The 25,837-nt window shown below is 42.7% G+C and carries 20 protein-coding genes; 13 read left to right on the top strand and 7 right to left on the bottom strand.

Annotated features, from left to right (window positions below; all coding sequences use genetic code 11):
• The first annotated feature begins 11 nt into the window (after positions 1–11).
• The 3 genes from DD616_RS11715 to rsmF all read left to right on the top strand — a co-directional run bounded on the left by DD616_RS11715 (position 12) and on the right by rsmF (position 5,437).
• Entirely contained in the window at positions 12–1,271 is a 1,260-nt protein-coding gene (locus DD616_RS11715; protein WP_013856919.1) for a paraquat-inducible protein A, read from the top strand.
• Positions 1,264–3,903 (top strand): MlaD family protein, encoded by a 2,640-nt coding sequence (locus DD616_RS11720; protein WP_094164289.1) that lies wholly within the window; start codon positions 1,264–1,266, stop codon positions 3,901–3,903. Before DD616_RS11715 ends, DD616_RS11720 begins: the two co-directional genes overlap by 8 nt.
• Before the next feature lie 112 nt (positions 3,904–4,015).
• Complete coding sequence (gene rsmF, locus DD616_RS11725) at positions 4,016–5,437, top strand: 16S rRNA (cytosine(1407)-C(5))-methyltransferase RsmF (protein WP_208871713.1); 1,422 nt, start codon at positions 4,016–4,018, stop codon at positions 5,435–5,437.
• Between the two features lie 204 nt (positions 5,438–5,641).
• On the opposite strand, the gene DD616_RS11730 is transcribed toward rsmF, so the two are convergent.
• The gene (locus DD616_RS11730) at positions 5,642–6,475 is read right to left on the bottom strand and encodes a CvfB family protein (RefSeq protein ID WP_013856923.1); all 834 of its coding nucleotides are present in this window, start codon (positions 6,473–6,475) and stop codon (positions 5,642–5,644) included.
• A 98-nt stretch (positions 6,476–6,573) separates the two neighbouring features.
• Between DD616_RS11730 and DD616_RS11735 the strand changes: the two genes are divergently transcribed.
• Complete coding sequence (locus DD616_RS11735; protein WP_017044687.1) at positions 6,574–7,926, top strand: hypothetical protein; 1,353 nt, start codon at positions 6,574–6,576, stop codon at positions 7,924–7,926.
• A gap of 14 nt (positions 7,927–7,940) precedes the next feature.
• On the opposite strand, the gene DD616_RS11740 is transcribed toward DD616_RS11735, so the two are convergent.
• Both DD616_RS11740 and DD616_RS11745 read right to left on the bottom strand, forming a co-directional pair.
• Positions 7,941–8,420: a PaaI family thioesterase gene (locus DD616_RS11740; RefSeq protein ID WP_017047658.1), complete on the bottom strand. Its 480-nt coding sequence runs from the start codon at positions 8,418–8,420 to the stop codon at positions 7,941–7,943.
• A 119-nt stretch (positions 8,421–8,539) separates the two neighbouring features.
• Positions 8,540–9,430: a putative PEP-binding protein gene (locus DD616_RS11745; RefSeq protein WP_208871714.1), complete on the bottom strand. Its 891-nt coding sequence runs from the start codon at positions 9,428–9,430 to the stop codon at positions 8,540–8,542.
• 206 nt (positions 9,431–9,636) lie between these two features.
• Here DD616_RS11745 and DD616_RS11750 point away from each other — a divergent pair, with 206 nt between their 5' ends.
• Together DD616_RS11750 and DD616_RS11755 are read left to right on the top strand one after the other, a co-directional pair.
• On the top strand, positions 9,637–10,698 hold the full coding sequence (locus DD616_RS11750; RefSeq protein ID WP_199871223.1) for a 3-deoxy-7-phosphoheptulonate synthase: 1,062 nt from the start codon (positions 9,637–9,639) through the stop codon (positions 10,696–10,698).
• A gap of 27 nt (positions 10,699–10,725) precedes the next feature.
• Positions 10,726–11,208, top strand: a complete 483-nt coding sequence (locus DD616_RS11755) for a YajQ family cyclic di-GMP-binding protein (RefSeq protein WP_010319065.1) — start codon at positions 10,726–10,728, stop codon at positions 11,206–11,208.
• 56 nt (positions 11,209–11,264) lie between these two features.
• On the opposite strand, the gene DD616_RS11760 is transcribed toward DD616_RS11755, so the two are convergent.
• Positions 11,265–13,220: a tetratricopeptide repeat-containing diguanylate cyclase gene (locus DD616_RS11760; protein WP_208871715.1), complete on the bottom strand. Its 1,956-nt coding sequence runs from the start codon at positions 13,218–13,220 to the stop codon at positions 11,265–11,267.
• A gap of 92 nt (positions 13,221–13,312) precedes the next feature.
• Positions 13,313–14,233, bottom strand: coding sequence for a precorrin-2 dehydrogenase/sirohydrochlorin ferrochelatase family protein (locus DD616_RS11765; RefSeq protein WP_208871716.1), 921 nt, complete (start codon positions 14,231–14,233; stop codon positions 13,313–13,315).
• A gap of 457 nt (positions 14,234–14,690) precedes the next feature.
• Here DD616_RS11765 and DD616_RS11770 point away from each other — a divergent pair, with 457 nt between their 5' ends.
• From DD616_RS11770 to DD616_RS11795, 6 genes are all read left to right on the top strand, one after another.
• Complete coding sequence (locus DD616_RS11770) at positions 14,691–15,719, top strand: amino acid ABC transporter substrate-binding protein (protein WP_026027113.1); 1,029 nt, start codon at positions 14,691–14,693, stop codon at positions 15,717–15,719.
• Between the two features lie 69 nt (positions 15,720–15,788).
• Positions 15,789–16,994: an amino acid ABC transporter permease gene (locus DD616_RS11775; RefSeq protein ID WP_017044681.1), complete on the top strand. Its 1,206-nt coding sequence runs from the start codon at positions 15,789–15,791 to the stop codon at positions 16,992–16,994.
• Position 16,995: 1 nt separating this feature from the next.
• Complete coding sequence (locus tag DD616_RS11780) at positions 16,996–18,093, top strand: amino acid ABC transporter permease (protein ID WP_026028006.1); 1,098 nt, start codon at positions 16,996–16,998, stop codon at positions 18,091–18,093.
• Positions 18,094–18,113: 20 nt separating this feature from the next.
• Positions 18,114–18,881 carry an amino acid ABC transporter ATP-binding protein gene (locus DD616_RS11785; protein ID WP_013856933.1) on the top strand — a complete coding sequence of 256 codons (768 nt, stop codon included), beginning with the start codon at positions 18,114–18,116 and terminating at the stop codon, positions 18,879–18,881.
• A gap of 204 nt (positions 18,882–19,085) precedes the next feature.
• Positions 19,086–19,754, top strand: coding sequence for a Bax inhibitor-1 family protein (locus DD616_RS11790; RefSeq protein WP_010318447.1), 669 nt, complete (start codon positions 19,086–19,088; stop codon positions 19,752–19,754).
• Between the two features lie 126 nt (positions 19,755–19,880).
• Complete coding sequence (locus DD616_RS11795; protein WP_013856934.1) at positions 19,881–20,210, top strand: TusE/DsrC/DsvC family sulfur relay protein; 330 nt, start codon at positions 19,881–19,883, stop codon at positions 20,208–20,210.
• A 56-nt stretch (positions 20,211–20,266) separates the two neighbouring features.
• Here DD616_RS11795 and yccX read toward each other — a convergent pair whose 3' ends face one another.
• The gene (gene yccX, locus DD616_RS11800; RefSeq protein WP_026028007.1) at positions 20,267–20,545 is read right to left on the bottom strand and encodes an acylphosphatase; all 279 of its coding nucleotides are present in this window, start codon (positions 20,543–20,545) and stop codon (positions 20,267–20,269) included.
• A 221-nt stretch (positions 20,546–20,766) separates the two neighbouring features.
• Here yccX and DD616_RS11805 point away from each other — a divergent pair, with 221 nt between their 5' ends.
• Positions 20,767–21,960 (top strand): class I SAM-dependent methyltransferase, encoded by a 1,194-nt coding sequence (locus DD616_RS11805; RefSeq protein WP_094150313.1) that lies wholly within the window; start codon positions 20,767–20,769, stop codon positions 21,958–21,960.
• 61 nt (positions 21,961–22,021) lie between these two features.
• Here the strand turns inward: DD616_RS11805 and DD616_RS11810 are convergent.
• A partial coding sequence (locus tag DD616_RS11810) for a choice-of-anchor K domain-containing protein (RefSeq protein WP_234827700.1) occupies positions 22,022–25,837 on the bottom strand: 3,816 nt, incomplete at its 5' end.

The raw sequence follows: 25,837 nt of genomic DNA on the forward strand, positions 1-25,837 counted from the left end.
AGGATGATTGTTTGTCTCAACATTCAGCGCTTATTCAACATCCACAATCACCTAACGGCGTGAGGTTGTGTCACGGCTGTGAATTGGCCGTTGATCTCGTCGAGGTTGAGCATGGAAAAAGTGCCTATTGTCCACGCTGCGGTACCCAACTGTACCGCGGTGGATCTCCCTCTTTATCTGGGGATTTAGCCGTCGCCATCACTTGCTTGTTACTGTTTATCCCCTCTCATTTTTTTGAATTCATCAGTATTCGCTTGGTTGGGGTGATGATCCCCGCCACCTTGCCATCCGGTGTCTTTGCGCTGGCTGAAGAGGGCTTTGGAGCGCTCGCTTTATTGGTGCTATTTTGCAGCTCTATTGCGCCACTTTTAGTGTGTGGTTCCGTAGTGACCGCTCATATCGCCTTGCGTTATCGATGGTTTCATCTACTGCGTGGCTCACTGATCATTATTCAGCGATTAAAAGCGTGGGTAATGCTCGATGTTTTTTTAGTCAGCGTGGCGGTATCTTGTTTTAAACTTCAAGATTATTCGGACATTTTTATCGGTGTGGGGTTGTATGGTTTAGTCTTGCTGCAACTGGCAACCGTATTGTTAGCGACTCGAGTTAGCGTAAGGCGCTATTGGCAAGCGTGGCAGCCAGAGAATCAATATGCCTTCGAGCGTAAAGAGGTGCATTGCCACCATTGCCATCTTTCACAACCAGAAAATACGCACTGCGTGCGTTGCGCGCAAAAATTATATCACCGGAAACCCAACTCGATACAACGAACTTGGGCCTATTTAATTGCAGCAAGTGTCGCTATTTTCCCCGCGAACCTGATTCCAATATCGATTTTAATTACCAACGGACAGCGATTAGAAGACACCATCTTCTCTGGTGTTGCGTCACTGATTAATAGTGGTATGGTCGGAATTGCAATCATCATTTTTGTGGCCAGTATAATCGTGCCTATTGTAAAAATATTCGGCCTGACCTATCTATTACTGGCGATTAAATTTAAGCGAACGGTTTACCACCGTCAGAGAATGAACATTTATTTCGCGATTAAATGGATCGGCAAATGGTCGGTAATGGATCTGTTTGTCATCTCAATTATGTTGACACTGGTTGATCGCGGTCAAATTCTCGACTTCACTCCCGGTTATGGAGCCGTTGCCTTTGGCTTGGTGGTTGTACTCACCATGCTCGCCACGGAAAGTATGGACCCAAGACTCATCTGGGATAATTACCCAGAAATCGCAGACCAAAACGAGCCTTCACATGAGTAAACAAATTTCAAGCCAGCCCTCATACACTCCCGATGTTAAGCGAAACAGGGGCATCTCACCTTTGTGGATACTGCCCATACTCACCATGGCGCTCGCAGGTTGGTTAGTCGTTAAAGCCATTCACGATGCTGGCGAACGAATCCAGATCTATTTTTCGGACGCACAAGGCTTAGTCGCAGGGCGAACAACAATTCGCTACCAAGGGCTCGAAGTCGGCATGGTAAGAGATATTAAACTGTCCGAAGGATTAGAAAACATCTATGTGGAAGCCGATATTTATCCAGAAGCTACTCAGTTACTCAATGACAATACCCGCTTTTGGTTAGTGAAGCCAACGGCCAGTTTATCTGGCGTTTCAGGTTTAGATGCGTTGGTTTCAGGAAACTATATTGCGATTCAACCGGGTAACGAAAATAGTTCAGCTGAACACGATAAAGTGTTTAGTGCTTTAGATGGTGCACCTTCTGATCTACTGCCTAATCAAGGGCTTATCATTTCGCTAAAGGCTCGCGATCTCGGAGGTATTTCTGTTGGCTCACAAATCGTCTATAAAAAAATTCCGATTGGTGAAGTGTTTAACTACAAACTCGATGACGATGCAAAGTCGGTACTCATTCAAGCCTCGATAAAAGACGAGTATCGCCACATTATTACCAATGAAAGCCGTTTTTGGAATGTCAGCGGTGTTGGTGCAAGCATTGGCTTTGAAGGTGTTGACGTCCGCTTAGAAAGTTTAAGTGCATTAATCGGTGGTTCAATTGCCGTCGATTCACCGGACGGTGGGGAGCCTGTTGAACAAAATACTCAATTTAGTCTCTATCGCGATTTAAAAACCGCAGGGCGTGGTATCCCTGTGAAAATCACCCTACCCGATCAGCATAATATTAACCAAACCGGTGCCCCCATCATTTACCGAGGAATAGAAGTCGGCCAAATCACGGAATTGCAGCTCAGTAAAAGTCACCAACAGATCATCGCCTCTGCCGCTATCCAACCGGCTTTTAGTGATATGCTCAATTCGGGAAGCCGTTTTGTGTTGGAAGAAGCCAAAGTCTCACTCTCTGGAGTTGAGAACATCGGTAATTTGATCAAAGGGAATTACTTGACACTCATTCCTGGCAAGGGCGAAAAGGCCAGAAGTTTCACTGCAATTCGCCAATTTGAATTTAATCAGTCACAAGCAAAATCGATTGCTATCAAACTTACAGCTGAAAGCTCATATGGCTTAGATGTGGGCAGCCAGATTTTGTATCGAGGTATCGCGGTAGGTTCAGTAATTGACGTAAAGTTGCAGCAAGACAGTGTTGTGCTCAATACGCTGATTGATGAAGAGTACTCATCACTCATACGCTCACAGAATCGTTTTTACATTACAGGCTCTGCCACCGCAGAGCTCACCGAATCAGGCCTTAATGTTTCGATCCCTCCTGCCAAACAACTGCTCGCCGGCTCAATCAGTTTCATCAGCGAAGGCGCTGAAAATGCGAGTAATGAGTACCCGCTATATCAAAGTAAATCCTTAGCTGAGCTTGCAAAATATAATCAAAGCGGCTCACAGACACTGACTCTTTTTGCCGACGAGCTTCCTCCCATCAATCCGGGCAGCCCGCTCCTATACCGTAATCTTCAAGTAGGCAGTGTTTTTGGCTTTAAGCTCACGAAAGAAGGTGTGAAAATCGAGGTCAAAATAGAGAATCAATATCGCCATCTGATTACGAATCAAACTGTTTTTTGGAACCGTTCTGGCGTCGAAATTAATGCAACACTTGCAGGCGTAAAAGTCAAAGCCGCTCCTTTAAAAACTTTAATTCAAGGAGGCATTGCATTTGATTCGTTGCAAGGCATTGATAACAAAGATCAGAATTTGTGGAAGCTCTATGACAGCTACGATCAAGCACGTAAGGCGGGCCAAGAAATCATCTTAACGGCCGATTCATCCTTTGGCATTACGCTAGGAACATCCATCAAATATAACAATATCACTGTGGGAGAGGTTGTTTCTGTAACACCCGATTTCAAGACAAACCAAGTTACACTCCAAGCGAGAATTGAGCCTAGCTACGCATTAGGCATTGCCAGAAATGGCTCTCACTTTTGGGTAGCGAAAACTAAGATTGGCTTCAATGGTGTTGAAAATCTGCAAAACTTACTCAGTTCCAGCATTGAGGTCCAACCTGGGTTTGGCGATGTGCAGTATCAATTTGAACTAGAAAAACAGCCACAACAAGCACTCGGTATTGAATTCACCTTACAAAGTGAAACACGAGGATCAGTGACTGAAGATAGCCCGGTTCTCTACCGTGAAATGGAAGTGGGCAAAGTAACCCATGTTGCTCTAGGAGACTTTGCAGACCGCGTCATGTTTACCATTGAAATCCAAAAAGAGTTCGCTTATCTGGTTCGCAGCAATAGCGTATTTTGGAACACTTCTGGCGTCGATGTATCCATCGGTTTATCTGGTGCAAATATAAAAGCAGGCACGTTAGATAGCATCATGAAAGGCGGAATTACATTTGCCACTCCAGAGCAAAAACAGCTACAGCCTATCGCTAAACAAGGCCAAGCATTTTACTTATATCCTGAAGCCAAACCAGAATGGCACCAATGGCGAACAGCCATACCAAAACCTTAAAGGGTTAACCTTGATTCTTATAAAATGCAGCTGATCGGCTGCATTTTTTATTATTTTGATCTCATCACGATTCTTATATAATCCGGCCTCAACTCCCAGACGAGATACTGCTTTGCACGCCAATATAACCCTACCTGAACCTTTTCTTGCGACAATTGAAGCGATACTGCCCACACATCTAACGATGAGTGATTTTATTGCAGCTTGCCAGCGTCCTTTGCGTAAAAGTATCCGAGTCAACACGCTAAAAATCTCTGTCGATAGTTTTTGTCAACGCGCCGTAGAAAAAGGGTGGGCTTTATCACCAGTGCCTTGGTGTAATACGGGTTTTTGGATTGAAGCCGATGAGTCTGTCGTACCTTTGGGTAACACAGCCGAACATATGGCAGGGCTTTTTTACATTCAAGAAGCCAGTTCTATGATGCCGGTGTCCGCTCTTTTCACTGGCGATGAATCGTTCAATTCAGTACTCGACATGGCGGCGGCTCCGGGTTCAAAAACAACGCAAATTGCGGCGTGTATGGAAAATGAAGGCGTATTAGTCGCCAACGAATTTTCAGCCAGCCGTGTTAAAGTGCTGCATGCTAATATCGAACGCTGCGGTGTACGTAACAGTGCACTGAGCAATTTTGATGGTCGAGTCTTTGGCGGTTGGTTACCGGAACAATTTGATGCTGTGTTAATAGATGCGCCATGCTCAGGAGAAGGTACCATCCGTAAAGATCCTGATGCGATGAAAAACTGGAGCAAAGAATCTGTATTGTCGATTTCCACAACACAAAAAGATTTGATTGAAAGTGCGTTTCAAGCTTTAAAGCCCGGCGGTGTGATGGTCTACTCAACCTGTACATTGAGTACAGAAGAGAACCAACAAGTGTGCTTGCATCTACAAGAAAAATATCCACAATCAGTTGAATTTGTTTCCCTTATTTCATTGTTTGAGGATGCAAAAGCAGCTATTACAGACGAAGGGTTCTTGCATATATTCCCTCAAGCTTATGATTGTGAAGGTTTTTTTGTTGCAAAAATCCGTAAACTTAGCTCTGTACCCCACCCTGAAGTCAACAAACGCTTAGGTCAATTTCCTTTTGCGAAAGCCAACCTTAAACTCACACAAGAGATCACGGATCAACTCATGAAAACGTTTGAAGTTGCGATCCCCGATGATACCAGTGTCTGGCTACGTGATAATGATGTATGGTTATTTCCAAACGCACTGGAACCTATGCTCGGCAAATTCCGCTTCTCTCGCATGGGGATAAAAATCGCTGAAACACATAAAAAAGGTTATCGCTGGCAACATCAAGTTGCTACATCATTAGCGACTGGTAACGAATCAAACTGCATCACACTATCGATTGAAGAAGCGCGAGATTGGTACATGGGCAGAGATGTCAGACCAGCACTACAAACTGGCACTGGCGAAGTGCTGGTTAAACTCGGTAACGATGTGATTGGCCTAGGGAAATGGGTCGGAAACCGCATAAAAAATGGTTTACCAAGAGAACTCGTTAAAGATAAAAATTTGTTTTAACACGCCCCAAAATAGGACAAAAATCTAGAAAACACGCGCACTTCTAGCGATAACAACTATACTTACAGGGAAGCATAAGTACGACTATTTTAATGATTAGCGTAGGCTCAAATGAGCCATTCCCCTAGGCCCAAAAACGGAAAAATTTTGGGCCTTTTTTTATCGTCAAGGAAAATAAATTGCAACAGGAGGTGGACGCCTCAGCTATACAAGATGAATTCCATCTTCCCCAATGGTAATTTTTCCCTGCTTGTACAAACCACCAATGCTCTTCTTAAAGGTTCCCTTACTGGTACGGAACATCGAAAAAATAGCTTCTGGTGTCGATTTATCACTTAATGGAAGAAAACCACCCTTTTTCTCAAGTAACTCTATGATCTTAGTGCTTAGCTCATCCATTTTTGCTACGCCAATTTTTTGCAGAGCTAGGTCAATTTTTCCATCTTCACGGATATTTTTGATGTAGCCTTTTAAGGTCTTACCAATAAACAACTTACCAAACACATCTGATGGGAAAATCATCCCCCAGTGCTCGCCATTGATGATAGCCTTGTATCCAAGTTCTGAGTGTTCTGCAATTAATAGATCAACTTGCTGATTCTGCGTATAGTTTGCAGGGGTTTTGTCCAGCCACTTGTTGAATTTAGTTGTGCCTACGATGCGGCCGGAAGCCTTATCAGTGTAGACATACACTAAAATCATTTGTCCTTCTTTAAAACGAGCACGCTGTTCGCTGTAAGGCACCAATAAATCTTTACCCTTCAGACCCCAATCAACAAAAACACCAGTGCTATTCACACCCTGAACTTTCATCAATCCCCACTCGCCTACTTTTGCAATCGGTTTTTCAGTCGTCGCGGCAAGTTGATTGTCTGAATCGAAATACAAAAATACGTCTATTTTCTGCCCCAATTCAACCCCATCTGGGGTAAATCGTTTAGGCAGTAAAGTGGTTCCAAAATCTTCAGCATCCAAAAATACGCCGAAATCAGCAATCTTTACGACTTCTAAACTGTTTATTTGACCAACGTTAATCATTTACTATGTCTCACCTCAATTTTGCAGAGATTATACGTGATCTCTGTTATCCTTTCCTGCATTCAAGGGAAAAATAAGCATTTTTTCAGGAGCTTTCTTTGGTTAATGTCGATAAGCAAGATACCATCACGCTTAAAATTTCACATGCCATGTCTCAGAGCAAAGAACTTGATCTAGACATTTACCTATTCATTCCCGGTGATTTAGGTCTAACACCCGAAATACTTCCTGAATCTGACTTTTACTATAGCTTCATCCACCAAGAGCGTGCGTATTACAGTGATAAAACGTTACTGCCCTTAGTGCACAGCCGGCTTGCACAACGAGGCCATCTCTCTTCTACTCAGTATCGAGTCAGTTTGAGTTTATTTGCTTATCAGTATGTTATCGCTCTAGATAAAGCTGTAGTACAACTCAATACAACGAGTGACACCGTCACATCAGATGAAGTTGATAGTGTCATTGAACTCTCTTTAGATATTTTGAAAAGATTGCGCCGCAGCATTCCTTATGAAGAGAGCTTAAAACGCTATTACGCCAATATTGATAACTATTTATCTTGGTATACTGAGCAAAAGTTTCTTTCCCTAGTCGCACACATGAACCGCGATGGTGAATATAAAACCATCAAAGAGCGTCTAATTACACTGGTTGAAAAAGAACAGGCACATCGTAAACTTAACAATTACAACTCGGCAAAGGCAGGGGAAGACATCACTCGGCTGAGTAACAAGATGCGCCTACTACGCCGTTTAATCGAGCATCCCATTGTGCTTAATGAACACGTCACCTCTTTAGGTAATAACATGAAGCGTGCCGTAAAAGGTATCGCGACTGGGCTTGTGATGCTGTTTGTCACCGTCATCGCCATTACAGCTCGCGACTATTGGGGGGAAATCACCGCCTCTTTTATCATCGCTATGTCGTTTGTTTATGCATTACGCGAGATCTTTAAAGATGACTTACGCGATATGCTGTGGCGCTGGATCCGTAAAGGAAAACCTAAATGGAAGCGTCGTTACATAGACCCAACGACCGGAAAATCTGTGGGTTACAAAATTGAATGGCTTGATTATACCAACCTGAGTAAATTACCAGACCGAATCAAAACAATTCGAAAGAAACGCATTGTTCAAAGGGAGGAACAGGTACTTCACTATCGCTCAGAAACGGCCATGTCAACTTCACGCTTCATGAGTGGCTATGAGGAAACACGCGAAACTTTACACATTGATCTACGCCCTATTACCCGTTTGATGGACAAAGGCTCTAATCGCATTTATCAGTTAAGTGGCGGTCAAGTGAGTCGAGAAACCGTAGAAAAACGGCACTTGCTCAACTTGATTATCAAAGAAGATAACCATAAAGAAGAGCCCCGCTACTACCGTTGGAAAATTGTTTTAAATAGAAATAAGATTGTCGACATTGAACCGATAGAATTAAGCGAGTAGTCTCTAATTCGGCCTTATTTACCAATACGCTTTAACGATAAAGTAAGATGAAACTCCGCCATAGGCTCGTCACCATGCAGCGAAGGACAGGTTGCAATGATCTTTACTGTCTGATTGACTCGCTCTCCGGTCGCGATAGTTTCATCAAGCATACTGTCTATTAGCTGGCCATCATGGCAATGAAAATGGACATCCGCCTCCGGCCTTTTTAAAAACTCCGCACTAACCGCTTTAAACGCCAACGATACTTTGGAGCCACGCTGTTGTGCTTTATGCATTGCCATAAAACCGCCCGCTACGTCTGCACCAACGGCTAACACACCAAAATACATACTATTTAAATGATTTTTATTGCGACGTTTCAGTGGAATTCGAATTTCTACAGAGCGTTCGTTTAGCACTAAAATCTTTGGCCTGCAGGACCAAATCAATGGTACTTTTAAAAAACCAAATAGATTTAAGTAAAGATTCGCTTTTGTTAATGGGGAGAGCATGAGGCTTGACCTTTTCAATATGGTTGTCGGACCAGTTCAAGGTATACGCCGCGAAATGTCAATAAGTTGTTACAAAAAGTTAGGGTTGAGCGCAGCTATTCTGCGCCCAAATCAGATCATTACATTTTTACCACAACATCAGCCTGAACACTTTCAGCTAAGTGCTCCTGCAGCTTTGGATAACTTGCGAGTGCTTGGGTGACGACCAAAATCGGCTTATTCGCATAACGTGCCGCTTTTGATGCTAAATCGAGCAGCGTGATGACCGCCTCACTCTCTGGATTAAACAAATGGGAAAGTTCAGGATTCTCTTTATCAATGCCTAAGGTGTATTGTGTTAAGTTATCGATGTTGATGACCACACCATCAAAATAGTGCATCAAACGCTCTGCCAACAATGCCGCTGATGGAACATCGCAAGAATAAAGCACTTTCAAACCATCTAAACTCCGAGGTAAAGACTGCTCTGCCAGTCGGTCAATGATCGTAGCCGCATCACTTAATGTTCGAACAAATGGCACCACAATTTCGATGTTCAATCCTTGCTTGCGCAATGCCTTGATCACAGCGCATTCATAACTAAACGCTTTTGCATACTGGTTGGAAGAAAAACGCGATACGCCGCGCACTCCCATCGCTGGGTTAATTTCATCCGTTTCAACACTTCCACCGATCAACGCCTTATAAGTGTAACTATCTGCATCACTCAAACAGACACGAATCGTAGTGTGATTTTTTTGAACCGCTGCCACGACTCTATCAACAATGGTTGACGTAAAATGCTCCGCCACCGCTTTGTCATCAAGAATGGATTGCAAAGAGCCTTGCTCAAGTTCAGTTAGATTCGCAAAATGTTGCTCAATCGAAGGATGATAAAACAACGAATCTAAAATAATGTCGGACAGCGATACATACAAATGCTGGGCATTTCCACTTGATTCAATTGCCGCTGGAAGGGCATCACCTAAGATCAACTGAGGGTGGATCGTATCATGTTGTGCCAAACTCATTCATTACTCCCTACATTTTTAATTATCTTGCTCAGGAAAATACCCATAGCCGAGTATTAATTCAAGTAAAAGTAAATATTTATGATAAATTTATGAATAAAATTTCATCTTACAGATGATAAGCAATAAGTTTTCCGTTTTGGAGTTTATTCCTATTGCCAATTCCGTTATCTTTACCGCTTCGCAATAAGAGTACAGGCTTTACCATGCCATTAAAAACAGATGAATTAAGAACTCAAGCCTTGGGCCCAATGCCGACTCCGGCAGAGCTTGGAAATGCGCATCCGATCACAGACGACGTAGCAGAGCGCATCGCAAACTCACGCCGTCAAATTGAAAATATTCTGACTGGTCAAGATGATCGCCTGTTAGTCATTGTCGGTCCGTGTTCAGTACACGACACTGAAGCCGCAATGGATTACGCTCAACGTTTGAGTGCGATCCAAGACCAATATAAAAATGAACTGTTTATCGTCATGCGTACCTATTTCGAGAAACCACGCACCGTTGTGGGCTGGAAAGGTTTGATTACGGATCCCAATCTGGATGGTTCATATGCACTGGAAACAGGGCTCAATAAAGCACGGAAATTATTATTAGATATCAACAAGCTAGGCCTTGCTACTGCGACTGAATTTTTAGACATGATTACCGGGCAATACATCGCAGATCTCATCACGTGGGGAGCTATTGGTGCGCGTACTACGGAATCTCAGATACACCGAGAAATGGCGTCTGCGCTGTCATGCCCTGTCGGTTTTAAAAATGGCACGAATGGCAACATCAAAATTGCTATTGATGCCATTCGAGCGGCCCAAGCATCGCATTACTTTTACTCACCGGATAAAAATGGCCGTATGACCGTTTATCGTACCAGTGGTAACCCCTTTGGCCATGTTATTTTACGCGGTGGTGATACAGGGACAAACTATGACGCTGACTCCGTATCTGCAGCCTGCGAGCAACTGATCGAATTCGGCTTAGCCCCGCGCCTCATCGTAGATTTTAGCCACGCGAATTGCCAAAAGCAGCATAGAAAACAGATAGATGTAACGGCCGACATCTGCACACAAATACGTACAGGTAAGGATTTCGTTGCTGGTATTATGGCTGAAAGCTTCATTATCGAAGGTAATCAGCCAATGCATGACTTAAATAACCTCACCTATGGCCAATCGATTACCGATCCATGCTTAGGATGGGATGACACAGCAACTATGCTGGATATGCTGGCACAAGCGATCACTGACCGCCGTAACTTAAAGTAAATACTAAGCAATAGATAAGGAAACACCATGCCTTCTTTTGATATCGTTTCAGAAGTCGATACTGTTGAACTTCGTAATGCTGTCGATAATGCAAACCGAGAGCTTTCTACTCGTTTTGATTTTCGTAATGTAGAAGCTGGATTTGAACTCAAAGATGAAGTTGTAAAACTGTCTGCAGAAGATGATTTTCAATTGGGTCAAATGATGGATATTTTACGTGGCAACCTCGCGAAACGAGGTGTTGATGCCAAAGCGATGGAAGCGAAAGATTCCGTACATTCCGGCAAGCGCTGGTTTAAAGATGTCCAATTTAAACAAGGACTGGACCCGTTAACCTCCAAGAAAGTGGTAAAGGCCATTAAGGATGCCAAGCTCAAAGTCCAAGCATCCATTCAAGGTGAAAAAGTAAGAGTAACGGGTAAAAAGAGAGATGATTTACAATCAGTGATCGCTCTAATGCGTGAATCGGATATGGGCCAGCCATTCCAGTATGACAATTTCCGAGACTAACAACTAACAGCACCACGAATAAAATATCAAAGCCACCTCACTAGGTGGCTTTTCAATCACTGATAACTATCATTTACAATGAATCGATTCCTTCCTTCTGACTTCGCTTGGTATAACGCTTGGTCTGCACTCTCCATTGCACTCTGCCACGACAACGCCAACTTAGACACCGACTTCTCAGCAATTGCTCCAATGGAAACAGTTACAGGAACCCGCTGCCCTGCCCAGTAAAATGATGTTTGTTCGACTTGAGCACGAATTCTCTCCAAGACTTCTTTAATATGAGCTTCTGGTGTACTAATGATCATCACAAACTCTTCACCTCCCCACCTCATAAGTAGATCTTCAGGTCGAAGCTGCTGTTTCAGAATGGTAGATAATGCCCTTAACACTTCATCCCCCGCTTCATGACCATACTGATCATTTATTTTTTTGAAATAGTCGACATCAATTATGGCTAATAAATGTGGTTTATTATTAGTTGTTTCTTCCTGATAAGAAAACCAAGTATCAAGATATCTTCGGTTATACAAATCCGTGAGTGGGTCATGTGTAGATTCAACTTCTAACTTTGCATGATCCTGCTGTAAAGTTGAGTGTTTGATTTTAAATTTTTTATACTTCCGATAACTAATTAAAGATACAAAGCTAATAATAATAAATAACAAAAAATACAACCATTCCCTAAATTCCTGAGCTTGTATCTGTAGCTTCTGTATATCGTTCTTAGCACTTAATAGCAATAATTCTTGTTCGTCGAGTTTTCTGTCAAATTGATTTTTTAGACTCAATGCCTCTTTTTCTCTAGACTGAAGTATAAGTTTCTTTTCTAATGTTGCCATTTTCTTATATTCAAATAATGCTTCATCATACCGACCTTTTTGCTCATAAATTCTTGAAATAATATCAGTAGCATATATTATTCTTGGCACATTATTGTGATCTGTATAAATTCCTACCGCTTCTTTGGCGCTCAAGATGGCCAATTCTAACTGAGTTTTTGCAAGGTAGACTTCCGCTAAACTCTCTTGACAGTATGCGGTAAATAAGGGATTAGACTCTTCCCTAGCAAGAGATAAACATCGAATCATAATATCTAAGGCATCTTCTGTCTCACCTTGATTTAATAAATTATCGGCTAAGTTAACCATAGTCTTAAACTGCAACTGTTTAGAACCTGTTTTCATCGCTCTATCAAAAGCAAGTTCAACATTGCGCTGCTGAGATTCTTCACGTCCTAACGCTGTATCTATCACACTGGCATTAGTATATAAAATAGCTTCGGTGAGTGAGTTAGAGAAATTATGATTCTGGTATACTTTCAAAGATCTCTTACTATATATATCAGCGTTTTTCCAATCCTCCGTATGAATATACACAGTCGATATATTGTTTAGAATTATGCACATTTGTATAGCATGCTTATTCCCATCAAATAATTGATAAGCAATTTGATAATATTTTAAGGCTTTCTTTAAATTGGTTTGATCAAATGAAATATTACCCAATAAATTATAAACTCGACCTTTCAACCCATTATATCCAATACGCTCAACCATCTCTAGAACATCATTGAGTAAGGATTCGGATTGAATTAATTGTTGTGATGAATATAATTCCTGTGCTTCATAAAAATAAGCCTCCGCAATAATCCAGTCTATATTGTATTGACGACCAATAGCCAATGCTTCCTCAGTAACTAGAGGAGTAATTCCCGCAAATTGTATTAAATTATTTTGTGAAAATATATAGAGAGCTTTTGCCTGAGGTGACCACCACTGTCGCCAATCCGTAAAAGAGCTTTTGATAACTTCAGGACGCTCAAAAGAATCATAATATAAATTGAGAAATGAGGCATCGCTTTTATTAATATTACAGCTCAAATAATCATCTGCACAGAACTCAGCTTCTTGCAACTTTGAGTGACATTGTAACGACATAAAAATAGAAACCAAACTCACAATGCTAACCACAAGGAGGGATTTGAACGAACGTGGCATCGATTTATACATAGTACATAAGCTCTTCAGTTTTGAGTCATCTTCGTTTTATCAGGCTCGGTCTGCAACATAATCCGATAAAACAATAACCTATGGCACTATTTTTACAACATTAAGTCTTTCCCCACAAGCAAAGCGTACTCTGCTCTGTTTCTAGGTAACAAAATACATATTCTTTTGCGATCAGACTTTGCTTGCTCAAGCTTTTCTGCAAGTTGCGCGGCATTCTTAAAACTTTCCCTTTCAGCATCACGGCGAACAAGATCAATCAATTCAAAAGGAGAATGTTGTTCATAAAAAACCACCTCTGCCCTTTGCATGTAACGTAGCGCTTTGATCGGCAGCATTTCAACATCATCGCCACAGCTTATCCATGTACATTGTACTGATTCTTCTATAGGCACTAAGAGAGCTTGTTGGTATAAACGCTCTAATTCTTCACGGCTTACTGCATTTTCTGTTTTGGAATCACTTAAAAAGGCTTCCCAAAACTTTCTTCTAGCACTGACAGAATTGAGTGATTGTTTAATTGAATTTCTCTTGGAGGCAGCGAAATCAGCAAGCAACGAGAGATTTTGCGGAAGAACTGCTTCCAATGTTTCTCGGATATTTCTCACCAACACTGGTGATGCACCACCACTGGATATTGCGATCTGAATTCGCCCACGGTTGACCATCGATGGCGTGATAAAATCACAGTATGGTTGATCATCGACAACATTGACCAAAACACCTGTCTTTCTTGCATCTTTATGCACTTGGTGGTTAAGCGACGGATTATCCGTTGTGGCCCATACCTGCCAGTATTCTTTCGTTAATAGTTCTGATGAATAAAAGTTTTGAACCCATTGGCAACGATTCTGCTCTACCAGTTCTAAAAGATAACGTTCAATCTTAGGTGACACGACGGTGACTTGAGCCCCCGCTCGAATCAATGCTTCTACTTTTCGACAGGCGACTTCGCCCCCACCCACAACCAGCACTGGTTTGCCCAATAAATTCAAAAACAGAGGAAAATACTGCATTTCATTCCATGAATAATCTAGATAACTATTCGCTTGATGCTACCAAAAATAGGGCATCTGCGACACTAATTAAATGCAGCCAAATAATTATCAACCAAATTTTCGCCATTAGACAGTTGAAAATCCTGACAACATACTAATGACACAATTGTTAATTTTACGTTAAAAGAGAAATATACTGCTTCTATTCTGTTGCCCCACTATTGAACACGGTTGCACTATTTACAATCGTGCAACATTTGTTCATTCTAGCTGCAGCCTAGGTTTGTGAATCTAATCAAAAATCTTTCAAATTACTAATTTGAGAAAATACAAATCATTACCTACGCTTATAAACGGTTGATTTGTAAATGTGCGATTGCATGCAAATACAACTTGGAAAGCTACACAACAACATTTTTAGTACGTTGTATCAGGTGTCACCTGGTTTAACATGGATCATACAGGAAGGATACAAATGGCGAATAAACTCACTGTTCTTGCTTCTGTTGTAGCAGCTTCTACTGCCATGATGGCGACGACAGCTTCAGCAGCAGATAGCACTTTAGATAAAGTACTTTCGCAAGGTTTTATTACTTGTGGTGTGAGCACTGGTCTACCAGGCTTTTCCAACCCGAACTCAAAAGGGGAATGGGAAGGCATTGATGTTGAATATTGCCAGGCACTTGCCGCAGCAGTTCTTGGTGACAAATCGAAAGTAAAATATGTTCCACTCACAGCAAAAGAACGGTTTACCGCCCTACAATCAGGTGAAATCGATGTTCTTTCGCGCAATACAACCTGGACGCTCCAACGCGACGCAGCACTCGGCCTTAATTTTGTCGGCGTAAACTATTATGACGGTCAAGGGTTCATGGTGAAAAAAGACCTAGGAGTGAAAAGTGCAAAAGAGCTTGATGGGGCATCGGTTTGTGTCCAATCCGGTACAACTACTGAGTTGAACTTGGCGGACTACTTCCGCAACACAGGCATGAAATACAAACCTGTGGTATTCGATACAGCAGCGCAAACCTCAAAAGGTTTTGACGCGGGCCGTTGCGATGCTCTAACAACCGACCAATCTGGTTTGTATGCGTTACGTTTGAACTTAACTGATCCTAACGTCGCGGTTGTATTACCTGAAATCATTTCTAAAGAACCACTTGGGCCCGTTGTTCGTCAAGATGATGACAAGTGGTTTAACGTGGCGAAATGGACTCTCAATGCGATGGTTAACGCAGAAGAGTACGGTATTACCTCAAAAAATGCAGATGAAATGCTTAAATCTAGCGATCCTAATATCAAACGCATACTTGGCCTGGACGGCCCTAAAGGTAAAGGTTTGGGCATTCGCGATGATTGGGGATACCAAATTGTAAAACAAGTCGGTAACTATGGTGAAAGTTTTGAACGCACTGTAGGTAAAGGTTCTCCACTACAAATCGCACGAGGTGCAAATGCGTTGTGGAATGCTGGCGGCTTTATGTACGCTCCACCACTTCGTTAATAGTCACACAATCCCAAATAGGCGGTTTTAACCGCCTTTTTGGAAAAATGGATTTGAGGTTATAGTTGTATGAAACCTACTAAAACTATTGCGGCTAGCTCAGGAGCTCCCTCGGCTAAAAGCGCAAATTTGTTCTACAATCCTACTTTTCGTTCAGTCGCCTTTCAAATTATTGCTGTTCTCGTTCTGGTTTTTTTCTTTTACACCATTGTGACCAATGCACTTTCTAACTTAAGTTCTCGAGGCATTGCCACGGGGTTTGACTTCCTAGATCAAGAAGCTGGCTTTGGGATTGGCCTTACTTTGATCGAATACAATGAAACCTTTAGTTATGGGCGAACTTTTATCATAGGTTTACTCAATACCGCGCTAGTTTCTTTTTTAGGCGTTGTATTTGCCACCCTTTTAGGTTTCTTTATCGGTATTGCTCGTCTCTCTTCCAACTGGTTAGTCAGTCGACTTGCTGCTGTGTATATAGAAATCTTCCGTAATATTCCTTTATTACTGCAAATTTTCTTTTGGTATTTTGCCGTGTTACAGGCTCTACCATCGCCTAGGCAAAGCATGCAGTTAGGGGATTCTATTTTTCTCAATGTACGTGGTCTGTTCTTCCCCGCTCCCATTTTCGAAAGTGGCAGCACATTTATCTTTATTGCCTTTCTTGCTGGCTTACTAACCACCTTAATTATTGGCATTTGGGCTCGAAACAAACAGCGTTTAACAGGTCAGCAGACGCCTATGGGTAGAATTGCGGCTATCTTGTGCATCCTACTTCCTGTCATTGTGTACTTTGCTATGGGCCGTCCAGTGTCAGCAGAGTATCCACAACTGCAAGGGTTCAACTTCCAAGGTGGCATCAGTATTATCCCTGAGTTAGCCGCACTGCTGATTGCACTGAGTATTTATACGGCCGCATTTATTGCCGAAATTGTCCGTTCTGGCATTAATGCGGTGAGCCATGGTCAATCCGAAGCAGCAATGTCATTAGGATTATCTCGTTCAAAAACATTAAAACTCGTGGTCATTCCTCAAGCGCTACGCATCATCATTCCACCACTCACCAGCCAATATCTGAACTTGACCAAAAACTCATCATTAGCGATGGCGATTGGCTACCCTGATTTGGTTTCTGTTTTTGCCGGCACAACGCTCAATCAAACGGGTCAAGCGATTGAAATTATTGCGATGACCATGGGTGTTTACCTCACTCTCAGTTTGACGACATCGGCATTAATGAATATCTATAACCGTAAAGTTGCTTTGGTGGAGAGATAAGATGAAAGTACATCAGTTTCAACCTAACTTGCCACCGCCAGCCAATACCGTTGGCTTCATTGGGTGGCTGCGCAAAAATCTTTTTAATAACGCACTCAATTCCATCGTTACACTGATCTTAGGGTATTTCGCCTTCTGGCTTGTTTGGCATACTGTCGATTGGGCGATTATTAATGCCGATTGGGTAGGCACACAACGTAGTGATTGCACTCGTGAGGGGGCGTGTTGGGTGTTTATTAGCGTACGCTGGGATCAATTTATGTATGGATTTTATCCAGAAGCTGAGCTCTGGCGACCTCGCCTCTTCTATTTCACTCTTGCTATTTTTAGTGCGTTGCTCGCCTATGAAAATACACCGAAAAAAACGTGGATTTGGTTGTTTTTTGTCAACATCTACCCATTTCTTATCGCGGCGTTACTCTATGGAGGCTTTTTCGGCCTAGAAGTGGTTGAAACGCATAAGTGGGGAGGCTTATTAGTTACGCTGATTATTGCCTTAGTTGGGATTGTTGTTTCGTTACCGATTGGCGTTGTACTGGCGTTGGGCCGACGTTCCGAGATGCCCATTATTCGCAGCCTATGTACCGTTTACATCGAGGTTTGGAGAGGTGTGCCACTGATTACAGTTTTGTTTATGGCATCCGTTATGCTGCCTCTGTTCCTCTCGCAAGGCTCGGAAACGGATAAATTGGTTAGAGCATTGATTGGGGTGGTCATGTTCAGTTCGGCTTATATGGCAGAAGTGGTTCGTGGTGGTTTACAAGCGATACCTAAAGGTCAATACGAAGCCGCCGATGCGTTAGGTTTAAGTTACTGGAAAAAAGTCGGTTTGATTATTTTGCCGCAAGCACTGAAGATCACGATCCCATCTATCGTTAATACCTTCATTGGCCTATTTAAAGATACCAGCTTAGTACTCATTATCGGGATGTTTGACGTGCTCGGTATTGGACAAGCTGCCAATACCGATCCGGATTGGTTAGGCTTTTCTACTGAAAGTTATATATTTGTCGCGTTAGTGTTCTGGGTGTTCTGCTTTTCTATGTCTAGATATTCGATATGGCTTGAAAACAAACTCCATACTGGTCACAAACGATAACTACAAATCAAGGACGTATTATGACGCAGCAACGCAACCTCGCACCTTCTGAAGAAATCATGATTCAGATTAATGATATGAATAAATGGTACGGTGAATTTCATGTACTAAAGAATATCAATCTTACCGTTAAAAAAGGCGAAAAGATCGTTATTTGTGGCCCTTCAGGCTCAGGAAAATCGACCATGATTCGCTGTATTAACCGCTTGGAAGAGCACCAAAAAGGACAAATCGTCGTCGCGGGAAACGAACTGACGGAAGATCTTAAAAATATCGAAGCCGTGCGACGCGAGGTCGGTATGTGCTTCCAACATTTCAATCTTTTTCCACATTTAACCGTGTTAGAAAACTGTACACTCGCTCCAATTTGGGTAAAAAAGATGCCTAAAGGAGAAGCTGAAGCGGTTGCGATGAAGTACTTGGAACGCGTAAAGATTCCTGATCAAGCAGACAAATATCCCGGTCAACTTTCTGGCGGTCAGCAGCAACGAGTTGCGATTGCACGCTCATTGTGCATGAACCCACAGATTATGTTATTTGATGAACCAACATCTGCACTTGACCCGGAAATGGTACGGGAAGTATTAGATGTTATGGTTGAACTCGCAGGAGAAGGCATGACGATGCTTTGTGTTACCCATGAGATGGGCTTTGCTAAAGAAGTGGCCGATCGCGTTATTTTCATGGATGCTGGTGAGATCATTGAAGAAAATAACCCTGTTGAATTTTTTGAAAATCCTCAATCCGATAGAACGCGCAATTTTCTCTCTCAAATTCTCCATCATTAATGGATTAACGACCAACAAAGAGAGAGGTGAACATCACCTCTCTCTTTGTTTATGAGCATAGACACATGGTGTTACACATTCTTTAACATCTAAGTGACTATTTTTATTAAAATTTACACAAAACAAATACGATACAGGGCTTGCTTTTTAGCTCATTCAGCCCCATAAATGTACAAACAAACATAAACCCTTACGAGGAAGATTATGAACAGCCCAATGTTTACTCGCTCAGCTAGCTTAGAGAGCACACTACAAACCAATAAAGTGTTGAAGAATACTTACTTCTTGCTTTCAATGACTCTTATCACTAGTGCTATTGCTGCGATGGCAACAATGGCAATGCAGATTTCACCATTCATGGCACTCGCTATGCAGTTGGGAGCAATCGGTATTCTATTCTTCGTGATGCCTAAAGCCATTAATTCTTCTTCTGGTATAGTGTGGACATTTGTGTTCACCACATTAATGGGCGGTGCTCTGGGCCCAATGCTTAATCACTATGCGGCAATCCCGAATGGCTCTAGCATTATTGCTCAGGCACTCGGTCTTACTGGCCTTGTTTTTATGGGCTTATCAGCTTATACCATTACGACTAAAAAAGACTTTTCGTTCATGAGAAGTTTTTTAATGGCAGGCCTCATTATTGTCATCGTTGCGGCGATTATTAATATTTTTGTTGGTTCTACCGTTGGCCAACTTGCGATCAGCAGCATCGCGGCGCTCGTGTTTTCTGGTTTTATCCTATTTGACACAAGCCGCATCGTACGAGGTGAGGAGACAAACTACATTAGTGCTACCATCTCAATGTATCTAAATATCCTGAACTTGTTCACAAGCTTATTGGCTATTCTAGGCATTATGAACGACGACTAATTTACGTCGACATTTTGTCCAAACGAGCCCGCAAGCCACAGCTTGCGGGCTTTTTGCTTTCTAAACAGTTGAGATCACACATTCACTACGCTACCCTAAACGCGGATTTTTAATCGAGTAATAAAGATGTTTGAATACAATGGTAAAACCGTCGAAACTGATGCTCAGGGTTACCTCCTAGACCATACCCAATGGGAAGAAGGAATGATCCAGACACTGGCCAGTCAGGAAGGTATCGAGTTAACAGACGCTCATCTAGAAGTCATTTTGTTCGTACGCCACTTTTATGAAGAGTTTAATACTTCACCCGCAGTGCGTATGTTAGTCAAAGCGATGGAAAAAGCGCATGGTCCGGAAAAAGGCAATAGCAAATATCTGTTCAAACTCTTTAAAAAAGGCCCGGCCAAACAAGCAACTAAACTTGCTGGGTTACCAAAACCTGCCAAATGCTTGTAGTGTGAAACTAAGCCCCCAAGCAACTTAACCATACAAAGCACAAAGCGGTGCTACTTTTAAAGTATTTCGAATCCGCTATATTTTTCAGTATAAGAAAGAAGTGATTCACGCAACACAGACATTACTTTCGCCGTTTTGGGGCCTTGTTGAAGCCACTGATAAAACTGCTCCAAATTTTCACTATTCCCAATGGCGATGACTTCAACCTCGCCGTTATGTAAATTTTTAGCATAGCCTGTTAAGCCTAGCTTTAGTCCTTGATGAGCGGTGTGATAACGAAAACCAACCCCTTGGACCCTGCCTGTCACGATAAACTTGTCGCACTGTTGAGCCATTTGGATCCCTCTATCTATGTTTAAATACTCAATCATTTATCTACTAAAATGCGTCGTTCACTATAATGAAAGAAATGACAATGGGTTAATTTGATGTACATCCCATAGACACTCTCTCCAAACAATTTCCTTTATTTACGTATGACGCTCGCTCTTTGTTTGCTTTCCATTACCTTTTCTATGAAAATACGCCCCCATTTTGAATATTCATCGAGTAATGTATGACAGCTGCAATCTATCTAGTCAAAGGCCGTGAAAAATCTTTGCGCCGTAAACATCCATGGGTTTTTTCCCGAGGGATCAGCAAGGTAGAAGGTGAGCCTAGCCTTGGAGAGACCGTCGACGTTTATACTCATGATAATCAGTGGTTAGCAAAAGCAGCCTATTCCCCTACTTCTCAAATTCGAGCTCGCGTTTGGAGCTTTGAGAAGCAGGAGATCAATGTCGATTTTTTTGTGAAACGGCTCGAAGATGCACTGTTAGTTCGCCAGGAGATTATTGAACGAGATGGTCTTACAGGCTTTAGGCTGATTGCAGCAGAATCAGATGGGTTGCCCGGTATTACTATCGATAAGTATCAAGATTATCTAGTATGCCAACTGCTTAGCGCAGGGGCTGAATATCATAAAACGAATATTGTTAAAGCGCTGACAATCGTTTTCCCAGAGTGCCATGTTTACGAACGTTCAGATGTTGCCGTTCGTAAAAAAGAAGGTTTGGAAGAGCACATGGGCGTGCTGCATGGCGATGAGCCGCCAAAATCAGTCATTATCGAAGAAAATGGCGTAAAAATTAGCGTCGATATTGTTGGTGGACACAAAACAGGCTTTTACCTAGACCAACGTGACAGCCGCCAGAAATCAATAAAATATGTGAAGGATAAAGATGTCCTTAACTGTTTTTGTTATACCGGAGGCTTCGGTTTGTATGCTCTTAAAGGCGGTGCCAAACGTGTAATTAATGCCGACGTCTCACAACCTGCATTAGATACCGCCAAATACAATGCAGAGATCAATCAATTCGATATTTCCAAAAAACGCGCTGTATTTTTGAATGCCGATGTTTTCAAATTATTGCGAGAATACCGTGATCAAGGAACGCTGTTTGATGTGGTGATTATGGATCCACCTAAGTTCGTATCGAGTAAAAACAACCTGACCTCCGGTGCAAACGGTTATAAAGACATCAATATGTTGGCAATGCAAATTTTAAAACCGGGTGGCACTTTACTCACCTATTCATGCTCTGGCCTTATGGGCACCGATCTCTTCCAAAAAATCATTGCCGATGCGGCGCTCGATGCAGGTCGTAGCGTTAAATTTGTTGAAAGGTTCGAGCAAGCCGCTGACCACTTAACAGATTCAGCCTACCCTGAAGGGTTTTATCTAAAAGGGTTCGCCTGTAAGGTGTTGTAAGCCGTATTTTATAGGCAGCAAGAAAAACCGGAGCTCTTATCAAGCTCCGGTTTTCGTTATTTTAGTCCTTTAAATGGTTTAGGTTATCCATCAAGCTACTGGTGATATCCGCAGCTGACGCACCATCAAAGTCCACGGTCAATGTTTGACCCGACTTAACAATCGTTAGGTGCGATTCATGTTCATTTCCTGTAACACGGATAGATACATCGTCCGCAACACCTTGATGATCTACACCACCCAGTCCATCAAGCAATGCTGTGATCTCATCTTTGGTCATGTCTTCAAACAAATCGGAAAAATCTAACGAATCCCCTTCCGAACGATGGAAGTCAGTAACGCGGTCAGTCGCGGTTTCCATCTCAACCCATTTGAATATGTCTGCACCACTATCACCCGTTAAGATATCACTACCAAGGCCGCCAATAAGGGTGTCGTTACCTTCACCACCTCTCAAACCATCGTTGTGAGAACCACCATCAATATAATCATCACCAGTATGACCAAAAAGGATATCAGAGCCAGATTGACCAAATATTCGATCATTGCCACTACCGCTATTAACAACGTCAGCATTACGGCTTGATACATCGTTCGATAATAACAAACCATCATTATCTAACATTGAATCAGTGCCAGAAAGATTGCCTGTCATTACGTGATGATTGGCAATCTCAGACGCAGAAAGTTCCAAATCATCATCACTACTGTAACCATGAGATCCCGTCATTCCTGCATAAATGACGTCATTTCCAGAGCCCGTCTCAATATGATCGTTCCCCGATCCACCACTAACAGTTTGGTTTTGAGAGCCATTATTATAACCTTGCCCTACGTGAATATGGTTTTCATTGCCATGAACATCACGTACTGTCCCTAACAAATTACCCCCAAAAGCAACATCGAATCTATCTGGGTGCTGTGAGTTTTCACCATTTCTAATAACTATCATGTCATTTAAATCATTGCCTTCAACCGTCAATGGTAAACCTACGGGTACACCATTTTTATCTACAGCGTTGACCGAAATCGTTAAAGTACTATTGGCAGCATCACCATCATTATCTCTCACGGTATAACTAAAAACTTCCTGTGCGTTGAGGGGGATCTTAGAGGCATCCTCAGTCACTTGATAAGTATAGCTACCATCAGCCATCAGAATCAGCTCGCCATACAAACCAATAACCTTAGTGCCAACACCGGTATTAATACTGCTTGATGTTTCTCCATTCACACACCCTATGACCGTCAATGATCCATCGGCACCGTGCAAATCGTTATGCATTACATTACCTAAAGCACTTGGCAAATGGTAACCACTTCCTTCAACAATCTTTGCCACCAAGTCAAACTGGTTGGATGCATTTTCGTCTGTCTTTATCGAGTTGATAACATTACCGTTTTTATCAACAAAACCTAAGACTTCAACTGTATACATCTTACCTTCAAATTCAAAAGTCACAGATTGACTTTCAATAGTAATGATATCCCTTGGATCAGACTGATTATTTGGTGTTTCGTTATGGGCAAAATTCACCGTAATCGTCACAGGCGTTACTCGACCATAAGCATCGGTTACTGAAAACGTTACATCTAGTGTTGCCCCCGTAATCGAGTCATAGATAGGGTAATTATAGTGAGTAAAGGTTCCTAGTTGGACTAGCTCATTGAGAGCTATATTTCCAGCTAGTCCACTATCGTTATCAATAAAACCATACCCTGATTGCCCATACCCTGCACTCGTTCCCCAGCGTACTTGGTCTAAATCAGGGTCAGCATCGCGCGAATCATAAATTGTAATATTTGAACCACCTGCGATATTGCTCCACTTAGCCGAAACACCGTTAAAATTAAATGAATCGGCTAATACATTGATTGAAGCAACATCCGCATTAGCGATAGGAGCATCATCTTCGATAACAATGGTGATTGTACTTGTGCTCGAAATACCACTTGAATTTTGTGCTTCAATGGGAATATCAATCACAAGGTCATCTTCTCCACCATTATTCGTGTGGTCGAATACAGCATGCAACTGACTAGTCACCTTGCCTTGGTTATCTACGGTAATTTCGACCACTTTATTGTCAGCAACCGTTCCAATCAGTCTCTGTTTATCCGAAGATAAGTTCCAGGTAATAGCTACACCATTAGAAGTGTAAGTACCAACCGGGATCCCCATAGAAAGCTCAGAGGTGTTCGCAATATTAAGCTGCCCTTCCGCTGAGGTCTGGTTAGTCGTGTCTTGTGAACCAGTGATAGATGCGTCATCCGCAATCCCGCCTTGTAATCCTTCTTCAGAAACATTGAGCGTCAATTCACCAATAACCGGTGGAGACACTGGCTTGACCGCAAAACCAAGTACAGCACTGTCACCATCTGCATCAGTAACTTTCACTTGGAAATCAATATCTCCATCACCTAACGGCGATTGTATATTTTGATACTGGTAAAACTCCCATTTTCCCGTTGTCGGTGTAAACTCGAGTTTGAAGACTAAATGCCCTTCTGCATCTTTACCAGTAAGAGTATTTGCTCCTACTAATCCAACAGTAATGTCAGAGCCAGTAACCGTTTTGAGTGTCGCAGATTCATCCAGGCCAACTAATTGCAGTGCACCTCGGCCATCGGCCCCCCATTGCGGTTCAACGACACCAGAACCATAAGCAATTGGCTGCGGCGCATCCGAACCAAGAAACTCGATATTTTTAACGGTAAAGTCACTATTATCTTTATGATTGAACGAGTTACCATTATCAGTAGCTTTGATAACCATCGTATCAAAGCCACCCTGCTGCACAGAAAAGTCTTTAGCGTAATCTCCACGATTTTCATCAGAGGTAAAACTTTGAGTTGCAATCAGCTTTCCATCTCGCCAAAACTCAACAATCCCGCTTTCGCCCTCACCGCCAAACATTTTGCTGAACTCAATTTTCGCACCATAAGCTACCGTGTTAGGATCGAGTTTAATAACCAACTCTTCGGATGCAGAACTGCCATCTGAAAACTTACGAAAATCGACTTCATTTTCAATATTATGGTAGGGCGAGCCAACACTACTTACACCAATGCCTGACGAGCTACCGTTAATTTGGGCATCAACCAAATCAGCAGACGATGAAGATTCAAAGCCTTTCGCTGTAATCGTAAACTGACCACCATCAATAGACCACTGGTCATCATCGTAGCCGGTTAAGTTAAATTTACCCACCAATACATCGGGAATACCCGTTGCAGTCAACGACACTGGCTCCATATCAGCCGCAATTGGCGCATCGTCTTCGATCGTGATACCCAGATTGCCAGTCGTAGTCGCAACGCCGTCAGAGACCTTGACGTCCAACTCGAACGAGAGACTATCTTCCTCATCTGCAAGCGGATGATCGAGTGGCCCCTTGAGGGTCAGGTCATACTGCCAATCCCCCTTGCCACTCGCATCCGGAGCAGTAAGCTTGACCTCGACCACCGCCTTGTAACCTTCACCGCCTGGAGTCCCGGTATAACCAACCAGCGTCTGGCTGCTGGCATCCCAACTCCACTCGACCTTAACACCACCAGAATAAACTGGTTGAACGTCAGCACCGGTTGGCCATCCCAGTGAAACGGTCAGCTGGTCGCTGTCCACGTCACCAACAGAGATCTTGCCACTGGCAGCAACCTCATTGGTGGTATCACTGCTACCTGTCGTATCGGTAATGCCGTTAGCCAGACCTTCTTCGGAAACCACCGCACTCTTGTCGATACTCAAACTTGGCGCATCGTTGGTGCCGGTGATGGTGATGGTCACCACTTGATCAACCCAAGCCCCCTTGTCGTCGCTGACGCGCACGGTGAAGCTGAGCTTTTCGCTGTGACCTTCCGCTAAGGCTTGCGTTGC

The organism is Vibrio anguillarum (genome assembly GCF_003390515.1).
Taxonomy (GTDB): Bacteria; Pseudomonadota; Gammaproteobacteria; order Enterobacterales; family Vibrionaceae; genus Vibrio; species Vibrio anguillarum.